21 protein-coding genes and 1 riboswitch are annotated in these 19,211 nt (G+C 37.6%); of the genes, 7 read left to right on the top strand and 14 right to left on the bottom strand.

Features of this window, described 5'->3' with window-relative positions; translation table 11 throughout:
- Nucleotides 1-36: 36 nt before the first annotated feature.
- The 6 genes from manA to FA707_RS01155 form a co-directional block, all read right to left on the bottom strand.
- Nucleotides 37-999 carry a mannose-6-phosphate isomerase, class I gene (manA, locus tag FA707_RS01180; RefSeq protein WP_136954137.1) on the bottom strand — a complete coding sequence of 321 codons (963 nt, stop codon included), beginning with the start codon at nt 997-999 and terminating at the stop codon, nt 37-39.
- A 141-nt stretch (nt 1,000-1,140) separates the two neighbouring features.
- Nucleotides 1,141-1,635, bottom strand: a complete 495-nt coding sequence (locus FA707_RS01175; protein WP_136952510.1) for a hypothetical protein — start codon at nt 1,633-1,635, stop codon at nt 1,141-1,143.
- A 162-nt stretch (nt 1,636-1,797) separates the two neighbouring features.
- The gene (locus FA707_RS01170; protein ID WP_136952509.1) at nt 1,798-2,268 is read right to left on the bottom strand and encodes a hypothetical protein; all 471 of its coding nucleotides are present in this window, start codon (nt 2,266-2,268) and stop codon (nt 1,798-1,800) included.
- Nucleotides 2,265-2,471, bottom strand: coding sequence for a helix-turn-helix transcriptional regulator (locus tag FA707_RS01165; protein ID WP_136952508.1), 207 nt, complete (start codon nt 2,469-2,471; stop codon nt 2,265-2,267). Before FA707_RS01165 ends, FA707_RS01170 begins: the two co-directional genes overlap by 4 nt.
- Nucleotides 2,472-2,552: 81 nt before the next feature.
- On the bottom strand, nt 2,553-2,816 hold the full coding sequence (locus FA707_RS01160) for a chorismate mutase (RefSeq protein WP_136952507.1): 264 nt from the start codon (nt 2,814-2,816) through the stop codon (nt 2,553-2,555).
- A gap of 16 nt (nt 2,817-2,832) precedes the next feature.
- The gene (locus FA707_RS01155) at nt 2,833-3,552 is read right to left on the bottom strand and encodes an NAD-dependent protein deacylase (protein WP_136952506.1); all 720 of its coding nucleotides are present in this window, start codon (nt 3,550-3,552) and stop codon (nt 2,833-2,835) included.
- Nucleotides 3,553-3,739: 187 nt separating this feature from the next.
- Between FA707_RS01155 and FA707_RS01150 the strand changes: the two genes are divergently transcribed.
- Nucleotides 3,740-4,231 (top strand): GNAT family N-acetyltransferase, encoded by a 492-nt coding sequence (locus tag FA707_RS01150; RefSeq protein ID WP_136952505.1) that lies wholly within the window; start codon nt 3,740-3,742, stop codon nt 4,229-4,231.
- Nucleotides 4,232-4,269: 38 nt separating this feature from the next.
- Here FA707_RS01150 and FA707_RS01145 read toward each other — a convergent pair whose 3' ends face one another.
- Both FA707_RS01145 and FA707_RS01140 read right to left on the bottom strand, forming a co-directional pair.
- Nucleotides 4,270-5,178, bottom strand: a complete 909-nt coding sequence (locus FA707_RS01145; RefSeq protein ID WP_136952504.1) for an EamA family transporter — start codon at nt 5,176-5,178, stop codon at nt 4,270-4,272.
- Nucleotides 5,179-5,537: 359 nt separating this feature from the next.
- Entirely contained in the window at nt 5,538-5,993 is a 456-nt protein-coding gene (locus FA707_RS01140) for a DIP1984 family protein (protein ID WP_136952503.1), read from the bottom strand.
- A gap of 155 nt (nt 5,994-6,148) precedes the next feature.
- Between FA707_RS01140 and FA707_RS01135 the strand changes: the two genes are divergently transcribed.
- From FA707_RS01135 to FA707_RS01110, 6 genes are all read left to right on the top strand, one after another.
- On the top strand, nt 6,149-6,445 hold the full coding sequence (locus FA707_RS01135; protein WP_136952502.1) for a hypothetical protein: 297 nt from the start codon (nt 6,149-6,151) through the stop codon (nt 6,443-6,445).
- A gap of 188 nt (nt 6,446-6,633) precedes the next feature.
- A riboswitch (Lysine riboswitch) is annotated at nt 6,634-6,809 on the top strand.
- Nucleotides 6,810-6,895: 86 nt separating this feature from the next.
- Nucleotides 6,896-8,482, top strand: coding sequence for an ABC transporter permease subunit (locus FA707_RS01130; protein WP_136952501.1), 1,587 nt, complete (start codon nt 6,896-6,898; stop codon nt 8,480-8,482).
- An 11-nt stretch (nt 8,483-8,493) separates the two neighbouring features.
- Nucleotides 8,494-9,234, top strand: a complete 741-nt coding sequence (locus tag FA707_RS01125; RefSeq protein ID WP_136952500.1) for an amino acid ABC transporter ATP-binding protein — start codon at nt 8,494-8,496, stop codon at nt 9,232-9,234.
- 279 nt (nt 9,235-9,513) lie between these two features.
- Nucleotides 9,514-10,347 carry an undecaprenyl-diphosphate phosphatase gene (locus FA707_RS01120; protein WP_136952499.1) on the top strand — a complete coding sequence of 278 codons (834 nt, stop codon included), beginning with the start codon at nt 9,514-9,516 and terminating at the stop codon, nt 10,345-10,347.
- A gap of 119 nt (nt 10,348-10,466) precedes the next feature.
- Nucleotides 10,467-11,489, top strand: a complete 1,023-nt coding sequence (locus FA707_RS01115; RefSeq protein WP_136952498.1) for an aldose epimerase family protein — start codon at nt 10,467-10,469, stop codon at nt 11,487-11,489.
- Between the two features lie 197 nt (nt 11,490-11,686).
- Nucleotides 11,687-11,977, top strand: a complete 291-nt coding sequence (locus tag FA707_RS01110) for a hypothetical protein (RefSeq protein WP_136952497.1) — start codon at nt 11,687-11,689, stop codon at nt 11,975-11,977.
- A 70-nt stretch (nt 11,978-12,047) separates the two neighbouring features.
- Here FA707_RS01110 and msrB read toward each other — a convergent pair whose 3' ends face one another.
- Genes msrB through FA707_RS01080 form a run of 6 tightly spaced genes read right to left on the bottom strand, consistent with a single transcriptional unit; the run spans nt 12,048 to nt 19,090 of the window.
- Nucleotides 12,048-12,479, bottom strand: coding sequence for a peptide-methionine (R)-S-oxide reductase MsrB (msrB, locus tag FA707_RS01105; RefSeq protein ID WP_136952496.1), 432 nt, complete (start codon nt 12,477-12,479; stop codon nt 12,048-12,050).
- 27 nt (nt 12,480-12,506) lie between these two features.
- The gene (locus FA707_RS01100) at nt 12,507-13,061 is read right to left on the bottom strand and encodes a Maf family protein (protein WP_136952495.1); all 555 of its coding nucleotides are present in this window, start codon (nt 13,059-13,061) and stop codon (nt 12,507-12,509) included.
- Nucleotides 13,062-13,103: 42 nt separating this feature from the next.
- Nucleotides 13,104-15,191, bottom strand: coding sequence for a DNA mismatch repair endonuclease MutL (mutL, locus tag FA707_RS01095; RefSeq protein WP_136952494.1), 2,088 nt, complete (start codon nt 15,189-15,191; stop codon nt 13,104-13,106).
- A gap of 11 nt (nt 15,192-15,202) precedes the next feature.
- Entirely contained in the window at nt 15,203-17,812 is a 2,610-nt protein-coding gene (mutS, locus tag FA707_RS01090) for a DNA mismatch repair protein MutS (protein ID WP_425471311.1), read from the bottom strand.
- Between the two features lie 42 nt (nt 17,813-17,854).
- A complete protein-coding gene (locus tag FA707_RS01085) occupies nt 17,855-18,271 on the bottom strand; it encodes a YlbF family regulator (protein ID WP_425471289.1) in 417 nt (138 codons plus the stop codon).
- A gap of 21 nt (nt 18,272-18,292) precedes the next feature.
- Nucleotides 18,293-19,090 carry a TIGR00282 family metallophosphoesterase gene (locus FA707_RS01080; protein WP_136952492.1) on the bottom strand — a complete coding sequence of 266 codons (798 nt, stop codon included), beginning with the start codon at nt 19,088-19,090 and terminating at the stop codon, nt 18,293-18,295.
- Nucleotides 19,091-19,211: the final 121 nt, after the last annotated feature.

Raw genomic sequence — 19,211 nt, 5'->3', positions numbered from 1 at the left:
ATAGGCCGCTATAGCTAAACGCTATCTCAAGCACTTTTAATTATTTTTAACTCCCGGAGTTGAAGCGATAATATCTAAATTACCCGATAGTTTCCAAGTTGAAACAGTCGCTGGAATAATGAAGTGTTGTCCTTTGGCAAGTGGCCATTCGTTCTCATCAATCATAATAGTCCCTTCACCTTCTAAGACACTTACTAGCGTGTATTTGTTCACTTGATTTAATTTAACTGGTGAGTTAATTAACCAGTGAAAGACGTTGAAGTAATCACTTTCAATTAAGGTAATCAATTCACTTTCGCCAATTTTTTCGACTTTTTGATCAAACGGTGCAATGTGATGCGGAACCGTCGTGACATCAATTGATTGTTGAATATGTAATTCACGCTCATTTCCTTGATCGTCTTTACGGTCGTAGTCATACACACGATAAGTGGTGTCACTACTTTGTTGTGTTTCTAAAATCGTTACACCTGCGCCAATCGCATGCATTGTGCCACTTGGAACAAAGAAGAAATCACCCGCTTTAACTTCCACTTCCTCTAATAATTCTGTCCATTCACCCTTATGAATACGTTCTGCTAATTCTTCACGTGTTTTAGCTGTGTGGCCATAAACAATTTTAGCACCTGGATCAGCATCTATCACATACCAGCATTCCGTTTTTCCTAATTCACCTTCATGTTCTAAGCCATAAGCATCATCCGGATGGACTTGCACTGACAGGTCATCTGCTGCATCGATAATTTTTGTTAATAAAGGAAAAACATCAACTTGTGGGTTGCCAAATAGTTCAGGCTGATTCGTAAATAAGTCAGCTAGTGACTCGCCCGAGAATTCATTTTCAGGTAAAACATGGCCCATACCGTTTGGATGTGCACTAATTGCCCAACATTCTCCTGTTTTGTCACTGGGAATATCATAATGATAAATATCGCGTAATTTAGTGCCACCCCAAATTTTTTCTTGTAAGACTGGCGTCATAAAAATAGGTTGTTTCAACATTGCTCATCCTCTCTCATAAAAAAACATAGTTCTATTATAGAACGTTTTCAAAAAGATTACCACAAAAGTCTAGACATTTAATGAAAAAGAAACAAAAAAAGAGTAAGACTTTTCAGCCTCACCCTTAATCATTAACGATTATTTTGAAAATTTTTCTTCCAATGTTTCCATTGTTGTTTTTAGCCCCACTAACCAAGCCATTGTAATGTAGTTAGTGTATTTTTCTGATTTAGTGATTTTAGCAATATCAGAAACATCTAATGAAGCAAAAACTTTTTTCACTTCCATTGTTTGCGCGTGGTCAGTTACTTTCGCTTCAAACATTGCTTTTACTTCTGGGCTATGCCATTCGTTTAAACCGAAAACATCTGGTGTTGTCGCTTCGTAACCTTTGATTGAAGCAAAGGCGTTGTCGTAATATTTCAAAAGGTTTAATTCACCTTTTTTAAAGTATAAATCCATCGCTTCAACGATACGTGCTGATGATGTTTTTTTCTTCACTAATTTATGAATAGCTTCGGCGTCAGCTTTTTGGCTTAATAAAGCAAAATCTTCAGCGTCTGTCATGTAAGTAGCGACCATTTTTTTGACATAGTTTCTTTGATACTTTAACTTAGGCGTTTTTTCTGTCATTATTCCTTAATTCTCCTTCAACACTCTGTAAATATATAACTAAACTTGTTTTAATCAACCTTTTAAAAGTACCGTATTTTCAAAAAATATGCAAGTGTTTTCGCTTTATTTTCATTAATATCACATTAAGATAGGTCTCACCCCACCACTTTTCACTTCAAGTTAAAATTTACGATCTGCTATTAGCCAAGCAACTAAATGTGTGATAATAGCAATTAAACAACTAGTAACAATTAAAATAATCGGTAGAATTAACTGCATATTTTCTGAGAATAACGACACAGTTTGACAGAAAAAATATGCGCATAGCGCGACTATTAATGTTATTTTAAACGCGTCATAACTTTTCTTAATCGCATAATTAGAGATTAACTCTTCCCGTTCATCTTGCACGCTATACTCTCCTTTATTAAATTGATAGCCTTCTATTCGCCATTTCCTAGCTAATATCATGCGTACCGCGCCCCAAATAATTAACCATAAAATAAACAACGATGTTAACCAACCAGTTTTAATTTGAAATAACATACCTGTTGGTGGATTAACACTTAGTAGCAACGTTTGAGATAATGCTGCCCCGAATAATCCAATCAAAATAATATTACCTATTTGCTCAACAATAATTTTTTTCATGATAATTCCTCCTCTAATTGAAATAATGCATTAATATCAACTTCTAAAACTTTAGCCAGTTGCAATGCTAATACTAGTGACGGTGTATAATTTCCTTTTTCTAACGACACAATGGTTCTTCTAGAAACACCAACTAATTTAGCCAGTGCTTCCTGAGTTAAGCCTGCTTTTTTACGATATTTTATCACTTGATTGCTTATCATCTAAATCCCTCCCAAAAAAGAGAAGTAAACTTCACTTTACACTCAGTATATACTGAGTCAAATGTGAAATCAACTTCTCATTCATTTTCCCATTTTACTTGCTTGATACTCTTTTGAACATTTTAAAATTTCTTCATAAATCGATTGAATACATGGTCGATATTGTGGATGTTTAACATGGTTCGTTACTTTTTCCATCACCTTTTCCTCACGTTCGCTATCTAGAATCTCGCGAGTCTGCGCTTGTTTAATCGCAATGACTTGTTCTACTACTTTCATTCTTTTCTCCAACAACGCGACAATTTGTTGATCAAGTTCATCAATTTGACGACGGGCTTGTTCCATTAGCTATCACTCCTTTTTACTGTTTCATTAGCTCACTTTTTAATTGTTTAAATAATTCTGTTGCATCTCCAATAACCGCTAACGTTTCAGCCCCAACATGATGTGCTTCTTTATTTACTAAAATCACTTGGGCATCTGGCGAACGGTAATCTAAGAGACCCGCGAATGGATAAACACGCAAACTAGTCCCTACTACAACAATCGTATCAGCTTGCATGACTTGACGGATTGCGTGTTGCACGTTGTTTTCGTCCAATCCTTCTTCATAAAGCACCACGTCAGGACGTAATTGTCCGCCACACCCTTCATGAGAGTCACCATCTAAATAGCTGCTCACCGGCACCAACTTGCCACACTGCTGACAATAAACATGATACAAGCTGCCATGAAATTCAATTAAGTTTTTCTGACCAGCTTTTTGATGTAAGCTATCAATATTTTGCGTAATCACACAAACTTCTTGGGCTTTCTCTAACTCCACCATCACTTGATGAATGACATTTGGCAGCGCTTCTGGATGGTATAAATTTTTAACAAATCGGTAAAACTTTTCAGGTTCACGTTTCAAGCACGTATGACTAAGCAAGTACTCTGGTGCCTCAAGACTGGCATAGACACCGTCTAACGAACGATAATCAGGAATACCCGACGGAACCGACACGCCTGCTCCTGTCATGAAAACAAGCTGCTTTGCTGCCTTAATTTTTTCACAAGCTATAGTTATTTTTTCAGTCATGCCCCTTACCTCCCAATATTGTCCCAATACTTATTTCCTAAACCTATTATTTCAAATAATTTCACAAAAAACTAGTCGAGATGTGTATTAATCTAAAAACTTTTTTCATTAATCCTTCAATTAAATTTATGATATGATGAAAACGACTGTAACGTTTGAATAGTGCGACCAAATAAAGGAGGAAAACATGCACCCTTATAATCTACGTGAATTAACTTTAGCGTATGATGAACAACTTTTTTATGAACTGATTTTAACTACTGATGATTATTTTAGCGATTATCAAATGACTATTCCCTCATTGGAGGAAGTGCGTTCTGAATTTTGGTTAGATGTTCCATCAAATACTCAGTTAAGCCAAAAGAAACTCCTTGGTATTTTTTCTGGCAATGAACTTGTTGGCTTTGTCGATGTGCTACTTGATTATCCCGAATCCCAAAGTGCCACATTAGGTTATCTTGTCTTACATCAAAAAATGCGCGAACAAGGTTGGGGTTCCCTTATATATCAGCAAATTGAAACACAGCTAGTACAAAACAATTATCTTCACATGCGACTAGGTGTTATTACCGATAATTTGCCAGCCTATCACTTTTGGGAAAAAATGGGCTTTACACCTTATGACACCATAATTACCGATTATGGCGAACAAACGAACATGCAAAAATCGTTAAAATAAAAAGCGTTGACTTCACGTCAGCGCTTTTTGCTCATCTATTATCCGTCGTAAAAACCTAAAATCGCAATCGCGACCATAATCATCGCAATGACTAAATATTGTTTCACACTTAATTTTTCTTTTAAGAACAATCGTGACCATAACACTGAAATAATGCTATAAGAAGAAATTAGCGGTGCCACAACAATGGCATTACTTGCAATCGCGCCGACATAGAAAAACTGCCCTAATGTTTCAAAACTAGCGGCTAATAGTCGATTTTTCTCTTTCGGGAAAACAATCGACTCACCTTTGACAAATTTCAAGTAAGCCCAACATGCTAATCCAACAAACAAGAAAGTCATTTCATAACTAATTAACGCTTGATCTTCTGACATGAATTGTTTTGTTTCTAAATAATAACCATCTAAAAATGTCCCCATACCGTCAATTAAACAATATAAAATAGGGAAAATAATGGCCATCGCACTCTTACGATATTTTTTATCAACAACGGTCCCTTCTGCAGCTAGTTCTGCATCTGCTTCTTGTTTCTCAAAAATAGATAATAAGAAAATACCGATTGAAATTAAGGCGACTGCTAAAAACTGCATTTTGGTCATTGAACCACCTAAGAACAGGAACGTCAGTAGCGCTGACACTGCCCCTGAGGAGTTACTAATCGGTGATGATACCGATAACTCAATGTAACGTAACCCTTTGTATCCAATCGCCATCGACAAAATATACATGAATGATACTGGTAAATATTTGACTAAATTTAGCCAATCAAATTTAACCCCTTGATAAACCATCATGTACAAAATCGCATGCAGCCCCATCACTAGACCTACCATAATAACGGTACGTAACGCACTATGACTTTCTTTAGGATCATTACCTTTTTTATAAAATAAATCAGCCGTTCCCCATGCAAGAACGGTAATAATTGCTGGTATAAACCACATATTCAATTCCTAACCTTCCATTATAAATTTTTATTATTTATTAAAATTAGCTTATTTTTTAAGACAGGTCAATCTTTCAAATAAAAAATAACAATTACATCCTCTTATCAAATAAAAAAGACAACTAGTACTTGCTAATTGTCTTTTAAAACTAAACCCACCCATGCTTCTAAAAAAGTGATATAACGTCATAAAAAATACACAATAAATCATACTCATGTACGCGAAACAGGGATACAAAATAACTGTGGGATTACCACTGGCTGTCCCCTACAACTTAGCCTACAATATGAAACAATTAGTTTGTTTCCAACTTCTATATCCGACTTTTTTAAAAGTGCGTCCACCCGCTTTGTATGTTATCCCATTAAATCAACTGTCCAGTTTTTCTCTTGAATTTTCGCATCTAACATACGTAATTCTTTAGCAAGGTGATTGATTTTTTTATTCAATTCGACAGGATTCATCGTCAAAATTGTTTTGATTTCAGCTCGAGAAATACGATAATCTTTCTCGGTCATATAATGATAAAGTTTCTGTAAACTATCACGCTCAGTAGCTAGCGTTTTGCGATCAATCAAACATTCAACCAACGTTTTATCGCCAATCTTCACCAATTGGTTGGTTTTTGTGATTTTTTTCAATAACTCATTTGCCATTTGATGAACGTTTTCCAGTTCTTCTAATAAGGCCGTACAATCTTCAAAAGAATTTTCACCTTCTTGAATTTTAACACTTTGTCTAAAGCGTTCAATCAGTTCATATTGCTTATCTTCCAAGGCTTTCTTCTCAATTAATGCTTCTGCTAACTTCATTTTTAGCCACCTCGTTTTCTTTCATCCATTATAACAAAGCTACTGATTTCTGTCCTTTTATTTGAAAAAGATACAACTTATGCGATTATTTCATGACAACTTTCACAAAAAATGTTATGATAGGACGAGAATAAACAATAAAGGAGTAATGAATTATGGTACCAGCAATTATTTATTGGGCATGTATCTTAGTCGGCATCGCTTGGACAGTTTTAACTATCGGTTTATCACTATTCTACTTAGCTAGAAAAGAAAATGGAAACTTATGGGCGTTTGCATTTTTCAACGTATTAGTTGTTATTTTATTAGCAATCATCTTATTTGTTTACAAAAAATGGGATTTTGGAATCTCAACATACAGCTCATTAATCACAAGCTTAATCTGGGCTAACTTAGCATTAACAGTTATTCAAGCCATCTTAGGACGCGTTAAGAAAACTGTCGCTGCTTAATTAACTTAATAAGAACGAGTAAAAACCATGACGGAAAAAGTCATGGTTTTTTTGTCCATTTTATCTTTCAACACTGCCTTTCTAAACATAGCCGTTAAACTAGTTTGTCGAATTTTTCACTTTTTCACTTGACCTCATTCTCTTCTTGCTTTATGATAGTACCTAACAAAACAATTAAATATGCCTCATGATGAGGTAGAGGTCGCGGTAATTAAGAATGATAGTCGAGTTTGAGGAAACATTGACACTATCAGGAGGGAAAACCGCCGAAATGTATACTAGCCTCACTAGTATATGTTGGGACAACAGTTAAGAGCTGTTGGACTGTCTCAGTCTGTGAAGATTGAGTTGCGCTATTTTTGTCAGCTAGGCAATTAGAATGTAAACGTTCAGACCTCATGTATTTATCATGTGGTCTTTTTTTATTGAAAAATTTAGGAGGAAATCTAAATGAGACACTTTTACAGATGGTTCACTGCAATTATTTTATTCACAACAACCCTTACCCTATTTGGTGGAACGAGCTTAGCAGCTGATGACGATAACGTCTTCCGAGTGGGAATGGAAGCTGGTTATCCACCTTTCAACTGGACACAACAAGATGATTCAAACGGCGCTGTGCCGATTGAAGGTTCAAAAGAATTCGCAGGTGGCTATGATGTAGAAATGGCCAAAAAAATCGCAGAAGGTTTAGGTAAAGAGTTAGTCATAGTCAAAACGTCTTGGGATGGTCTACCTCCTGCCCTTACATCAGGTAAGATCGATGCCATTATCGCTGGTATGTCACCAACTGAAGAACGCAGAAAAGCAATTGACTTCACAGAAGCTTATCATGACGCATCATTAGTCATTATGGTAAAAAAAGGTTCTCCTTATGAGCATGCAACGTCACTAAAAGATTTTGCTGGTGCAAAATTAACAGCGCAAATGGGAACACTACACTATGATGCCATTGATCAAATCGAGGGTGTACAAAAAGAATTAGCGATGGGTGATTTCCCCGAGATGCGTGTGGCACTAGATTCAGGGATTATTGATGGCTATGTTTCTGAAAGTGTAGAAGGAAAAACTGCTAAAAAAGTAAATCCTAACTTTGTAGCAGTCGAATTCACAAAAGAAAATGGCTTCCAACAATCAGAAGCTGACTCAACTGCCGCTATTGGTTTAAGAAAAGGTAGTGAATTACGCGAAGATATCAACAAAATCTTGGCAGATATTCCGGTTTCTGAGCGAGAAAGCATTATGAACAAAGCCATCGATCAACAACCTGATACCTCTAACGACTTAAGTTGGTTCGGATGGGTTATGAAAATTGCGAAAGAAAACTGGCCAATGTTCTTACGTGGTGCTGGGATGACGTTATTCATTTCAATCCTAGGAACAATTATTGGAACAGCTATCGGAATGGGAATCGGAATTTTCCGTGCTATTCCAACTCCGAAAAAAGCTGGTAAAAACTTCTTCTACAAATTATTAAATGGCCTATTCTCTATTTATATTGAAATTTTCCGTGGCACACCGATGATTGTACAGTCAATGGTTATCTACTACGGTTTAGCACAAGCGTTTGGTATCAACATGAATCGTACATTAGCAGCGGTTTTAATCGTTTCAATCAACACGGGGGCTTATATGACCGAAATTGTGCGTGGTGGTATTTTCTCTGTTGATAAAGGACAATTTGAAGCAGCACAAGCGATCGGGATGACACATTTCCAAACCATGCGCCACGTCGTGATTCCACAAGTTATCCGTAATATTTTACCCGCAACAGGGAATGAATTTGTCATCAATATCAAAGATACCTCAGTATTAAACGTGATTGCCGTGTCAGAGTTGTTCTTCTCTGCCAAAACAGTAGCTGGTGCGAACTTCCGTTTCTTTGAAACATTCTTCATCATCTGTGTGATTTACTTTGTCATGACATTCTTAGTCACACAAATTTTACGCTACATCGAACGCCGTATGGATCAACCGAAGAAATATTACGCACCATACGCTAACCAAATGCAAGTCCAAAAAATTGAACAAGAATAGAGGGAAACACGATGGAAAACATGATTGAGATTATCAATTTACATAAACAATATGGGGATAACTTAGTTCTTAAAGGCGTAGATTTAGCTATCCAACCTGGTGAAGTAGTAACCATTATTGGTTCATCTGGTTCCGGAAAATCAACGCTACTACGTTGTATTAACTTATTAGAAGAGCCGACTAGTGGTGATATCAAATTTAAAGGCGATAGTATTTTAGCTGAAAACTACTCTTTATCAACTCTACGTACACACTTAGGGATGGTGTTCCAACACTTTAATTTGTTTGATAATTTAGATGTTTTACAAAACTGTGTCGTTGGACAAGTCCAAGTCTTAAAACGTAATCCCAAAGAAGCTGAACAAGTTGCCTTAGCTAATTTAGAAAAAGTTGGCATGCGTGAATTCGCTCATGCCCGTCCCAAACAATTATCAGGCGGACAAAAACAACGTGTCGCGATTGCTCGTGCGCTATCAATGAATCCTGATTGTTTGTTATTCGACGAACCAACCTCAGCCCTTGACCCAGAGATGGTAGGTGAAGTCTTAAAAATCATGCGTGAATTAGCCGACGAAGGTTTAACCATGGTGGTTGTGACACATGAGATGACGTTTGCTCGTGACGTTTCAGATCGTGTGATTTTCATGAACCAAGGCATTGTCGCTGAAGAAGGCACACCAGAAGAAATTTTCAACAACCCTAAAGAAGCACGTACCCAAGAATTCTTAAAACGTGTTTTAGACAACAATTAACAAGCACTAAATAAAATGTGGATAACTTTTACCGAAGTTACCCACATTTTTTTTGCTTATTTTGCCCTTTTTTTCACACTTATACACATTATTAACAAGTTATCCACAAAAACTGTTGATAACTAATTGTGAATAGTGGATAACTTCACTTATCCATTCAATGACTGCTTATTAGCTAGAATATAGCCGAAATTTAATACTTTTTTAAGTAGTCAATTGTTGGATTTCTACTATAAACACGTTATACTTAATAAATCAGAAGATGGAAAGGAATTTTTTATGGATTGGTTTAATATTTTAAAAGCAATTATTTTAGGGATTGTCGAAGGCATCACTGAATGGTTGCCTGTAAGTAGTACTGGACATTTAATTTTAGTCCAAGAGTTTATTAATTTTGACGCACGTCCTGAATTTGTTGAAATGTTTAATGTCGTGATTCAATTAGGGGCAATCTTAGCGGTAGTTATTATTTTCTTCAACAAACTGAACCCCTTCGCTCCTTCTAAGAGTACTGAAGAGCGAAAAGATACTTGGTCACTTTGGTTCAAAGTCGTTGTAGGCTGCATTCCAGCTGGAGTTTTAGGTATTCTATTAGATGATTGGTTCGAGTCAAACTTCCACAAGTTCTTACCAATCGCAATTATGTTAATTTTATACGGGGTACTATTCATTGTTATTGAAAACTTTAATAAAAAACGTACACCCAAAATTAACAACTTCAAAGAATTCACGTATCAAACGGCCTTCTTAATTGGTTTATTCCAAGTATTAGCCTTGATGCCCGGAACTTCTCGATCTGGCGCAACTATTTTAGGGGCTTTATTAATTGGAACATCACGTTTTGTCGCAACTGAATTTTCATTCTTCCTAAGTATCCCAGTCATGTTCGGAGGTAGCTTAGTAAAACTATTAAAATTCTTTAGCGAAGGAACAGGTTTCCAAGGCGACGAATTAACTATCTTATTAGTTGGCTCACTTGTTTCATTCCTAGTATCCATTGTTGCGATTAAGTTCTTATTGAGCTTTATCAAAACCAATGACTTCAAACCTTTTGGCTGGTACCGAATTATCCTTGGTATTATCTTAATTGGTTACTGGATTATTTTCTTATAATCAAAAAGTCTCACTCGCTAATTTAATGGTGCGAGTGAGATTTTTTTGATTACATTTTGAGCAATCGCTTACAATTACGTGTTATAATACTTTTATCTTAATAATTTACGAGGTGACTTATGACAATTTCAGTGCAAGATTTTGGTAACGGAGCAACACTTTATACGATAACTAACAAACATAACGTTTCATTAAGCGCAACTGATTTAGGTGCGCGTATTGTTAAATGGCTAGTACCTACAGCTGAAGGCGAGAAAAATATCGTGCTTGGTTTTGATAATGCGACTGGCTATCAAACAATTGATACTTACTTAGGTTCAACCATTGGACGTGTGGCTGGACGTATTTCTAACGGACAATTCGAGATTGACGGAACTGACTATCAAGTCGAAACGCAAGCAAGTCAAAATAATCATACTCTACATGGGGGACCGGAAAGTTTTGAAACTAAAATTTGGAAAACAGACGTTAATGAAGCACAAAATCAATTAGTGTTTAGTTATCATAGTCCCGATGGAGAAAATGGTTTTCCAGGAAATTTAGAGGTGCAAGTAACTTATACGTTAACAGATGATAATGAATGGGTGATTGATTACCAAGCGACAACCGATAATGCGACACTATTTAATCCTACAAACCATGTTTATTTCAACTTAACAGGGAACCATGAAGAAACCATTCATGAGCATACGTTGCAATTAGCAAGTGACATGTTCGCGGTGATTAACGAAGATGTTACGGTAACTGGAGAAAAACGTGCCGTGGATGGAACGCCTTTTGACTTCCGCCAAGCTAGCAAACTCGCACAAATTTATGACACTAATTACGAACAAAACGTATTAGTGGGTGGTTTAGATCATCCTTTCTTCTTAGAAAAAACAACGGAACCACAAGCCGTTTTAACTAGCCCTTCAGGTGATATAAAAGTTGAAATGCATACAGACGAAGACGCGGTGGTGATTTTCTCTGCTAACTTTGGGCCGGATAAAGAAGATGGAAGTGAAAAAATTACTAACTTCACAGGTATTACCTTAGAAACACAAGCCGCTCCTGGGGCAATCGAATTTGATGGCTTTGGGGATATTGTTTTACGCCCAGGTCAAACCTATCGTTCACAAACAGGCTTTAAAGTTATTTACTAATTCTAAACAAACTCCCTCGGATAAAATACATTGGCGTGTGTTTTATCCGAGGGAGTTTGTTTTTATAACAATAATCCGTATAAAATCTCCGTCTGCGATTTAATTTAACGCCTAACATCCAACAATTTTTACAGCCTTAAACTTGCACCAACCTTTCGTTTATTAAACGATAAAAGAAAACAACAGTAGGTGATGACATGACAAAACAAGAACGATTAGCCTTCGTTAATGAACGTCTCGGTAAAGAACACGTAGTCATTAGAACAAAAACTCCTCAATCGATGAAGCAGTTACTTGAACAACCATTTATCAAAGAAGATTTGGTCGTAATTAATCAATTAAGTGATCCGCCTTATTTAGAATGCTATTTATCTTCTGAGTCACTTGAAGCCTTGCATAGTTTCTTATTGGACAAGCAATCATTCACTTCAGAAGAAATCAGTATCGCCGTAAAAACTAATGGCCTCTCTAATCTATATCCTTTGTAAAACATCATCATATAACGCAAAACCCCAACATAATTCATCATTACGTTGGGGTTTTTATAGTTATCTATTACTATTCAAATAAAACTAAATAATCCTCATATCCTTGTTCTGCCATTTGACTGACTGGCACGAATCGTAGTGCGGCCCCGTTAATACAATAACGCAAACCACCGGCTTCGACAGGTCCATCGTTAAACACGTGACCTAGGTGTGAATCCGATTGACTACTACGCACTTCCGTACGCGCACGGCTTAATTTGAAATCATCTAATTCTTGTAGTGTCGCAATTGGCTTCGTAAATGATGGCCAACCACAACCAGCATCATATTTATCTAATGAACAAAATAACGGTTCGCCTCCAACGATATCCACGTAAATCCCTTGTTCATCAAACTGATCATACTCACTTGAATATGGCATCTCCGTTCCACTTTCTTGTGTTACCTCATATTGTAAAGGTGTTAACGTCACCTTTAATTCTTCTTTTGATGGTTTACTCATAACAATCCCAACCCCATTTCTGTTTCGTTAGAAACTTTTCAACAATTCATTGACTAATCCCACTGGAAAACCAACAATGGCATAATAGTCGCCCTCAATTTCTTTAATAAAAATTGACGCACCACCTTGAATGCCATAAGCACCCGCTTTATCCATCGGCTCCTCACTAGCAACATAGTCATTAATTTGATCGTCATCTAAAGGATAAAACGTCACGCTCGCTTGTGCAAGTTTGGTGATTTGCTTGTCTTTAGACATTAAAGTTAAGCCCGTTAAGACATCATGTGTGCGATTAGAATAGCGTTGTAACATCGCTTTAGCATCTTCTTTATCAACAGGTTTCCCTAAAATTTCACCATCCATCACCACGACCGTATCACAACCTATTACTAAATGATCCGGATATTGGTTAAAAATATGCGCTGCTTTTTGTTCTGCCATTTGTGTGACATACACTTCAGGTGTGATACCTGGTGTGACTGTTTCATCAATATCAGCCGGCTGTACCTCAAAATCTGATGTAATGTGGGCTAGTAATTCTTTTCTTCTTGGTGATTGTGAGGCTAAAATAATTTTTTTCATTTGCTTCTTCCTTATTCATGATAATGTTCCATTGAAAACAAATTAATGTGGATCTTGAATGCGTTTGAACATTTTTTCCATTTCCTTATTTGTAAAATGGACTAGCACTGGACGCCCATGCGGACAATTATAAGGGTTTTGACATTTAGCCAAATCTTCTAATAGTTGGCGTGCTTGGTTAGGTTCCAAATGATGATTCGCTTTGATTGATTTTTTACAGCTCATCATAATGGCGGTATCTTCTCGGAACTTGGCGACACTAACTTTGCCAGTATGCAGTAAAGTCTCAATCATCTCACGAATAATTGCTTCTTCTTCACCTTTCGGGTACCAAGTCGGATGCGAACGCACGATGAAACTATTGCTACCAAATGCTTCCAAATGAATCCCAACTTCTTGAAGAAGGCTTTCTTTTTCTTGAATTTTGAGTAAATCTGAACGCGGATACTCTAAGACGATTGGAATTAAGAGTTCTTGTAAATCGGAACCGACATCACCAATTTTTTCACGGTAATATTCGTACTTAATCCGTTCTTGGGCAGCATGTTGATCGACAATAAATAACCCTTCTTCACTTTGAGCAAATAAATAAGTTCCATGCATTTGACCAAAATATTCTAAATGAGGGAAAGCTTTTTTAGTTGGTTCATTCACATCCGTTAACTCTAGGACTGGTGGTTCTGATGTAACATGTTTAGACTCAATCGCCACTTCTTCACCAAACGGCTGTGCTAATTTTTCTAGTGAAACGTGAGCAATATCCACGATACCACTGCCCATACTTGTTGAATGAACGGTTGGTTTATGAATCTTTGTTGGTGAGGTTGGCACAATCGGCGTGGACTCAGCTTCTACCTCAGCTAGTAACGTGTTTGGTTCAGCAACAACCGGTGGCACGTCATTGGCAACTTTTTGTTTATCAACATAGAAACGGCCACTGGTGGCATCATAGGTTAGACCCGTTTTACCGATAGTAGCAGAACGCAGTGGCTGCTCCATTGGTGATGTCACGGAATTGGCACTACTTTTTAGCTCATTTAACCTTGCTTGAACTTCTTCACTCGTTAAACTTAATTGCTCAACCGGCTTTTCTTTCGGTACTTTTTTCTTAAAAATATCTTTGGTATCAACTTGTGGTACGAGGCGTTGTTCTTCGAAAACGGCTTTAATACTTGTTTCGATTAAGTGCATCAATTCTGGTTCTTTACTTAAACGAACTTCTTGCTTAGTCGGATGAACGTTGACATCGACCAATAACGGATCCATTTCAATTTGTAGGACGGCAATTGGGTAACGGCCAACCATTAATTTCGAACCATACCCCGCGATTATTGCTTTATTAAGCGCAAAGTTACGAATGTAGCGCCCGTTAATAATAATTGAAATATATTGGCGACCAGCTCTCGTTAGTTCAGGCAGCGAGACATAACCGGATACTTTAAAATCTAAGTCTTCACCTGCGACAGCTAACATTTTTTTTGCTGTGCTAACACCGTAAATCCCCGCAATCGCTTGTTTCAAATCACCATTGCCTGTAGTGCGCAGCATTTGATTACCATCATGAACGAGACGAAAAGCAATATTGGGATGACTCATGGCTAAGCGATTCAATAAATCGACAATGTTTGATAATTCTGTTTGTAATGTCTTCACATATTTTAAACGTGCTGGTGTGTTATAAAATAAATCAGCAACCGTTATATTTGTCCCTTTACGTAGTGAATGAGGTTTGTGTTCCTTGACCTTACCACCCTCAAGATAAACATAGCTACCTTCCTCTTCGCCCGTCGATGTTTCTAAGGTGAAACGTGAAACAGACGCGATACTCGGTAAGGCTTCACCACGGAATCCTAATGTCTTAATTCTAAACAGGTCATCTTGGGTCAAAATTTTACTAGTGGCGTGGCGTTTAAAAGCATTCAAGACATCATCAGCAGCAATGCCTTCACCATTATCAATCACTTGGATTTTCTTTAGGCCAGCTTCTTCTAAATTAATATCAATTTGTGTGCTACCAGCATCAATCGCATTTTCAACTAGCTCTTTGACAACCGAAGCGGGACGTTCAACGACTTCACCGGCCGCGATTTGATTGGCTAGTTGTTCTGAAAGTTCTTGAATTTTGCTCATAGCTTAGCCCCCTATCCTTTTAATTGACGTTGCCATTCATTAATTAACGTCATAGCTTCAAGTGGCGTCATATTTAAGACATTCGCATTTTTTACTGAATCTAAAACAGCGGATTCTTCCGAACTGACTTCATCAAACAATGACAATTGGCCGACTTCCATCACTGGTTCTTCAGCCACAACTGGTGTTTTAACAACTGGTTCTGGAGGAGCTGGCATTGTTAGGCTTGACGTTTCACCTGAATTTTTTTTCTCCACATGATTGCCTTCCAAATGAGACAAAATCACACTCGCACGTTCTAATAAAGGTTGTGGTAAGCCGGCTAACTTCGCCACGTGAATTCCGTAACTTTTATCAGCTGGACCGTCCATCATTTTGTGTAAGAAGACGACATCCCCATCTTTTTCAACCGCGCCGACGTGAATATTTTCAAGCCCCGCTAACGTTTGATCTAAATCAGTTAGTTCATGGTAATGCGTTGAGAATAATGTTTTGGCACCAACTTCTTGATGAATATATTCGACAATCGCTTCGGCTAACGCCATCCCATCATAAGTGGCAGTTCCACGGCCAATTTCATCGAATAAAATCAAACTTTGTGGGGTCGCGTGACGTAGTGCTTCATTGGCTTCCATCATCTCAACCATGAACGTACTTTGTCCCGAAATCAAGTCATCTGATGCGCCAATTCGGGTAAAAATTTGATCAAAAATTGGCATCATCGCTGATTCAGCTGGCACAAAACAACCCATTTGCGCCATAATCACCGTTAAGGCTAATTGACGCATGTAGGTACTTTTACCTGACATGTTTGGACCAGTAATTAAGAGAATCATCGTTTCTGGATCCATTTTGACTGTGTTCGGCACGTATTTTTGATGGCCCAGTACTTTTTCAACAACTGGATGACGACCTTCTATTAAGCTTAATTCTTTTCCGGCCTCAACCATCGTTGGACGAACATATTGATATTTCTCACTAACACTCGCAAAACTTTGTAAGACATCAATCGCTGAAACTGCTTTGGCTAACGTTTGCAGACGCTCAATGGATTCTTTGATTACTTCTCGGACTTGTAGGAATAATTGATATTCTAAACTTTGCGATTTTTCTTCTGCTTCTAAAATAAGACGTTCTTTTTCTTTTAGTTCTGGTGTAATAAAACGCTCAGCATTCGCTAACGTTTGCTTGCGGTCATAGCGATTTTCTGGGACTAAGTCTAACTGGCTCTTAGTCACTTCAATGTAATAACCAAAGACACGGTTAAAACCTATTTTTAGCTTCTTAATCCCTGTTTCTTCGCGTTCATGGGCTTCTAACTCGGCAATCCAACGTTTGCCATTGGTCATCGCATCACGATAGACATCTAACTGTTCATTGAAACCACTCTTGATGACATTGCCTTCTGTAATCGCAAGTGGTGCGTCTTCATCGATGGCTTGTTCAATCAAGTCAACGACATCAGTGACTGGGTCTAAATCGACTAATAATTCAGCCCATTCACCTTGATTTATGCCTTCTAACAATTCACGAATCATCGGAATTTGTTGGAGTGACACTTTTAATTGCAATAAATCACGACCGTTGACAGAACCATACGCCACACGCCCTGCTAAACGTTCTAAATCATAAACATTTTTTAATGCTTCTTGTAAATCTAAGCGTTCAAAATAAGCATTTAATAATGACTCCACCATATTTTGGCGAGCGGTAATTTGACTCGCTTGAATCAAGGGGCGATCTAGCCACTGTTTTAATAAACGACCACCCATCGCCGTTTTTGTTTCGTCTAATAGCCACAAAAGCGTTCCTTGTTTTTTGCCAGAACGAATCGACTGACTTAATTCTAAATTGAATTTTGAATAGTGATCCAACTTTAAAAAGTGCGCTGGTTCATAGCTTTCAGCCTGTTGTAAATGACCTAAGCTACGTTTTTGTGTCGTACTTAAATAGGCTAATAAACGTTCTACGACCATGCGTTGCGTGTCATCTTTTAAATTCTCTGATAAATACGCGACTTCAGTCGTCGAAGTACTTTCTAATTGCGTTGAAAATAAAACATTCAAACGTTGGGTTAATTGTTGTTTTAGTGTCTCACTAATCTCACTTGCTAACACAACTTCCTTGGTCTGTAAGCTGCTGCATTCATTTAGTACACTATCGTCTTGCTCAAGCGTACTCGTTTTTAATTCACCGGTACTTAAATCCACATAGGCAAAGCCGTATTTTTGTACATTATCATCAAAATAAAGAGCAGTTAGATAATTGTTATCTTTGGCATCTAACCCTTTTGATTCCATAAAGGTTCCAGGTGTAATTAAACGGACGACTTCACGTTTGACCATTCCTTTGGATTCTTTGGGGTCTTCGACTTGCTCACAAATCGCCACTTTATAACCTTTTTCAATCAAGGTATCAATATATCCTTGCGCTGAATGGTACGGAATTCCTGCCATTGGGATTGGGTTTTCGGCGTTACGATTGCGACTTGTTAACGTAATTTCTAAAATTTGTGAGGCATTGGTCGCATCCTCATAAAACATTTCATAAAAATCTCCCAGACGGTAAAAAAGAAAGGCATCAGGATACTGTGCCTTGATACCTAAATATTGTTCCATCATTGGAGTTAATTTAGCTTGTTTAGACAAACGGATTCACTCCTTCTATTCCTTTTCATTTGATTGATAGTTAGTCAACGCGTCTTCAAATTTGAGCGTTAACGCGATATTAACCTCTTTTTCAATCAAATTGGTCACATATTGTAATAAATCATTAGCTTCAATTAAGCGTTGACGATACGTCACAACTAACGGATGGTCTTCAAATTCTCGCATTAACTCATCCGCTTGTTTAATTGCTTCTTGCTCAGCAACTGGTTTGCCGTAATGCGCAAATTTAACTGCTTGTTTTTGCTGAAACTTAATCGCTTCAGCTAGCTCTGACAATTTAGGATGGTTCTTAGCTTGTTCTTCAATTGTTTTATAATCGATAATCACCGGGTTTTCAGCCAGCTCTGCTAATAAATCTTGCAACGCGGCCTCAACCGTTTGTTCCATTTGAAATTTATCTGCTTCACTCATGACGTTTCTCCATTTTTCTACTTATCTAAACGGATGATCTTCGTTAATCAACCCACTTGTAATTTTCGTTGCTTTACCTGTCTTATCATTAATATCAATCACACAGTAGGATAAAATGCCACGGCCATTCTCCACCACTTCAAAACGATGTGGTAAGGCGGTGATAAATTTATTAATCACGTTATCACGCTGCATCCCTAGAATCCCGTCGTAAGGACCTGTCATCCCAACATCGGTTAAGTAGGCTGTGCCTTGTGGTAAAATACGGGCATCAGACGTTTGAACATGGGTATGCGTGCCGACTACCGCTGAAACTTGGCCATTTAAAAACCAACCCATTGCTTGTTTTTCACTCGTTGTTTCTGCATGAAAATCAACGAAAATAAACGGCGTACGTTCACGGGCTTCAGCTACTAACGCTTCAATCTTAGTAAACGGATCGTCAATTGGCGTCATAAACGTGCGACCTTGTAAATTAATGACCGCTAATTCAATCGCATTCACTTTCACATAGACAATCCCTTGACCGGGCGTCGTTGCTTCTGGAAAATTGGCTGGACGAACCATTTTAGGCGCTCGCTCAATAAATTCAAAAATTTCACGATTATCCCAAGTATGATTCCCAAGGGTTACCACATCAGCCCCATCTTGTAATAATTTTTTATAAATTTTCTCAGTAATCCCACGACCACCAGCGGCATTTTCACCGTTTACAATCGTCACCTGAGGTTTTTCTTTTTGTTTTAACTTTGGAAGATATTCCGTAATTAAGTCTCTTCCTAAAGACCCAACTACATCTCCGACAAATAATATGCGCATTTACGCTTCCTCTTCTCTTTTAAGCATCATGTCTTATTTTATCAATAAATCGGCGTAATTAAAAGTAAAGAAAAAAGAGAGCTGACTCAATCAGTTCCCTCTCTTTCTGTTTATTGTATTT

Source organism: Vagococcus zengguangii (assembly GCF_005145005.1).
GTDB classification, from domain to species: Bacteria; Bacillota; Bacilli; order Lactobacillales; family Vagococcaceae; genus Vagococcus_A; species Vagococcus_A zengguangii.
The sequence above is the reverse complement of the archived record's forward strand: the minus strand, read 5'-3'. Positions and strand labels throughout refer to the sequence as shown.

Excerpts from the sequence above, each read along its gene's own strand:
- FA707_RS01175 (WP_136952510.1), bottom strand. The coding sequence starts at position 1,635 with ATGACAGAAAAAACGCCTAAGTTAAAGTATCAAAGAAACTATGTCAAA.
- FA707_RS01170 (WP_136952509.1), bottom strand. The coding sequence starts at position 2,268 with ATGAAAAAAATTATTGTTGAGCAAATAGGTAATATTATTTTGATTGGA.
- FA707_RS01165 (WP_136952508.1), bottom strand. The coding sequence starts at position 2,471 with ATGATAAGCAATCAAGTGATAAAATATCGTAAAAAAGCAGGCTTAACT.
- FA707_RS01160 (WP_136952507.1), bottom strand. The coding sequence starts at position 2,816 with ATGGAACAAGCCCGTCGTCAAATTGATGAACTTGATCAACAAATTGTC.
- FA707_RS01155 (WP_136952506.1), bottom strand. The coding sequence starts at position 3,552 with ATGACTGAAAAAATAACTATAGCTTGTGAAAAAATTAAGGCAGCAAAG.
- FA707_RS01150 (WP_136952505.1), top strand. The coding sequence starts at position 3,740 with ATGCACCCTTATAATCTACGTGAATTAACTTTAGCGTATGATGAACAA.
- FA707_RS01145 (WP_136952504.1), bottom strand. The coding sequence starts at position 5,178 with ATGTGGTTTATACCAGCAATTATTACCGTTCTTGCATGGGGAACGGCT.
- FA707_RS01140 (WP_136952503.1), bottom strand. The coding sequence starts at position 5,993 with ATGAAGTTAGCAGAAGCATTAATTGAGAAGAAAGCCTTGGAAGATAAG.
- FA707_RS01135 (WP_136952502.1), top strand. The coding sequence starts at position 6,149 with ATGGTACCAGCAATTATTTATTGGGCATGTATCTTAGTCGGCATCGCT.
- FA707_RS01130 (WP_136952501.1), top strand. The coding sequence starts at position 6,896 with ATGAGACACTTTTACAGATGGTTCACTGCAATTATTTTATTCACAACA.
- FA707_RS01125 (WP_136952500.1), top strand. The coding sequence starts at position 8,494 with ATGGAAAACATGATTGAGATTATCAATTTACATAAACAATATGGGGAT.
- FA707_RS01120 (WP_136952499.1), top strand. The coding sequence starts at position 9,514 with ATGGATTGGTTTAATATTTTAAAAGCAATTATTTTAGGGATTGTCGAA.
- FA707_RS01115 (WP_136952498.1), top strand. The coding sequence starts at position 10,467 with ATGACAATTTCAGTGCAAGATTTTGGTAACGGAGCAACACTTTATACG.
- FA707_RS01110 (WP_136952497.1), top strand. The coding sequence starts at position 11,687 with ATGACAAAACAAGAACGATTAGCCTTCGTTAATGAACGTCTCGGTAAA.
- msrB (WP_136952496.1), bottom strand. The coding sequence starts at position 12,479 with ATGAGTAAACCATCAAAAGAAGAATTAAAGGTGACGTTAACACCTTTA.
- FA707_RS01100 (WP_136952495.1), bottom strand. The coding sequence starts at position 13,061 with ATGAAAAAAATTATTTTAGCCTCACAATCACCAAGAAGAAAAGAATTA.
- mutL (WP_136952494.1), bottom strand. The coding sequence starts at position 15,191 with ATGAGCAAAATTCAAGAACTTTCAGAACAACTAGCCAATCAAATCGCG.
- mutS (WP_425471311.1), bottom strand. The coding sequence starts at position 17,812 with ATGATGGAACAATATTTAGGTATCAAGGCACAGTATCCTGATGCCTTT.
- FA707_RS01085 (WP_425471289.1), bottom strand. The coding sequence starts at position 18,271 with ATGAGTGAAGCAGATAAATTTCAAATGGAACAAACGGTTGAGGCCGCG.
- FA707_RS01080 (WP_136952492.1), bottom strand. The coding sequence starts at position 19,090 with ATGCGCATATTATTTGTCGGAGATGTAGTTGGGTCTTTAGGAAGAGAC.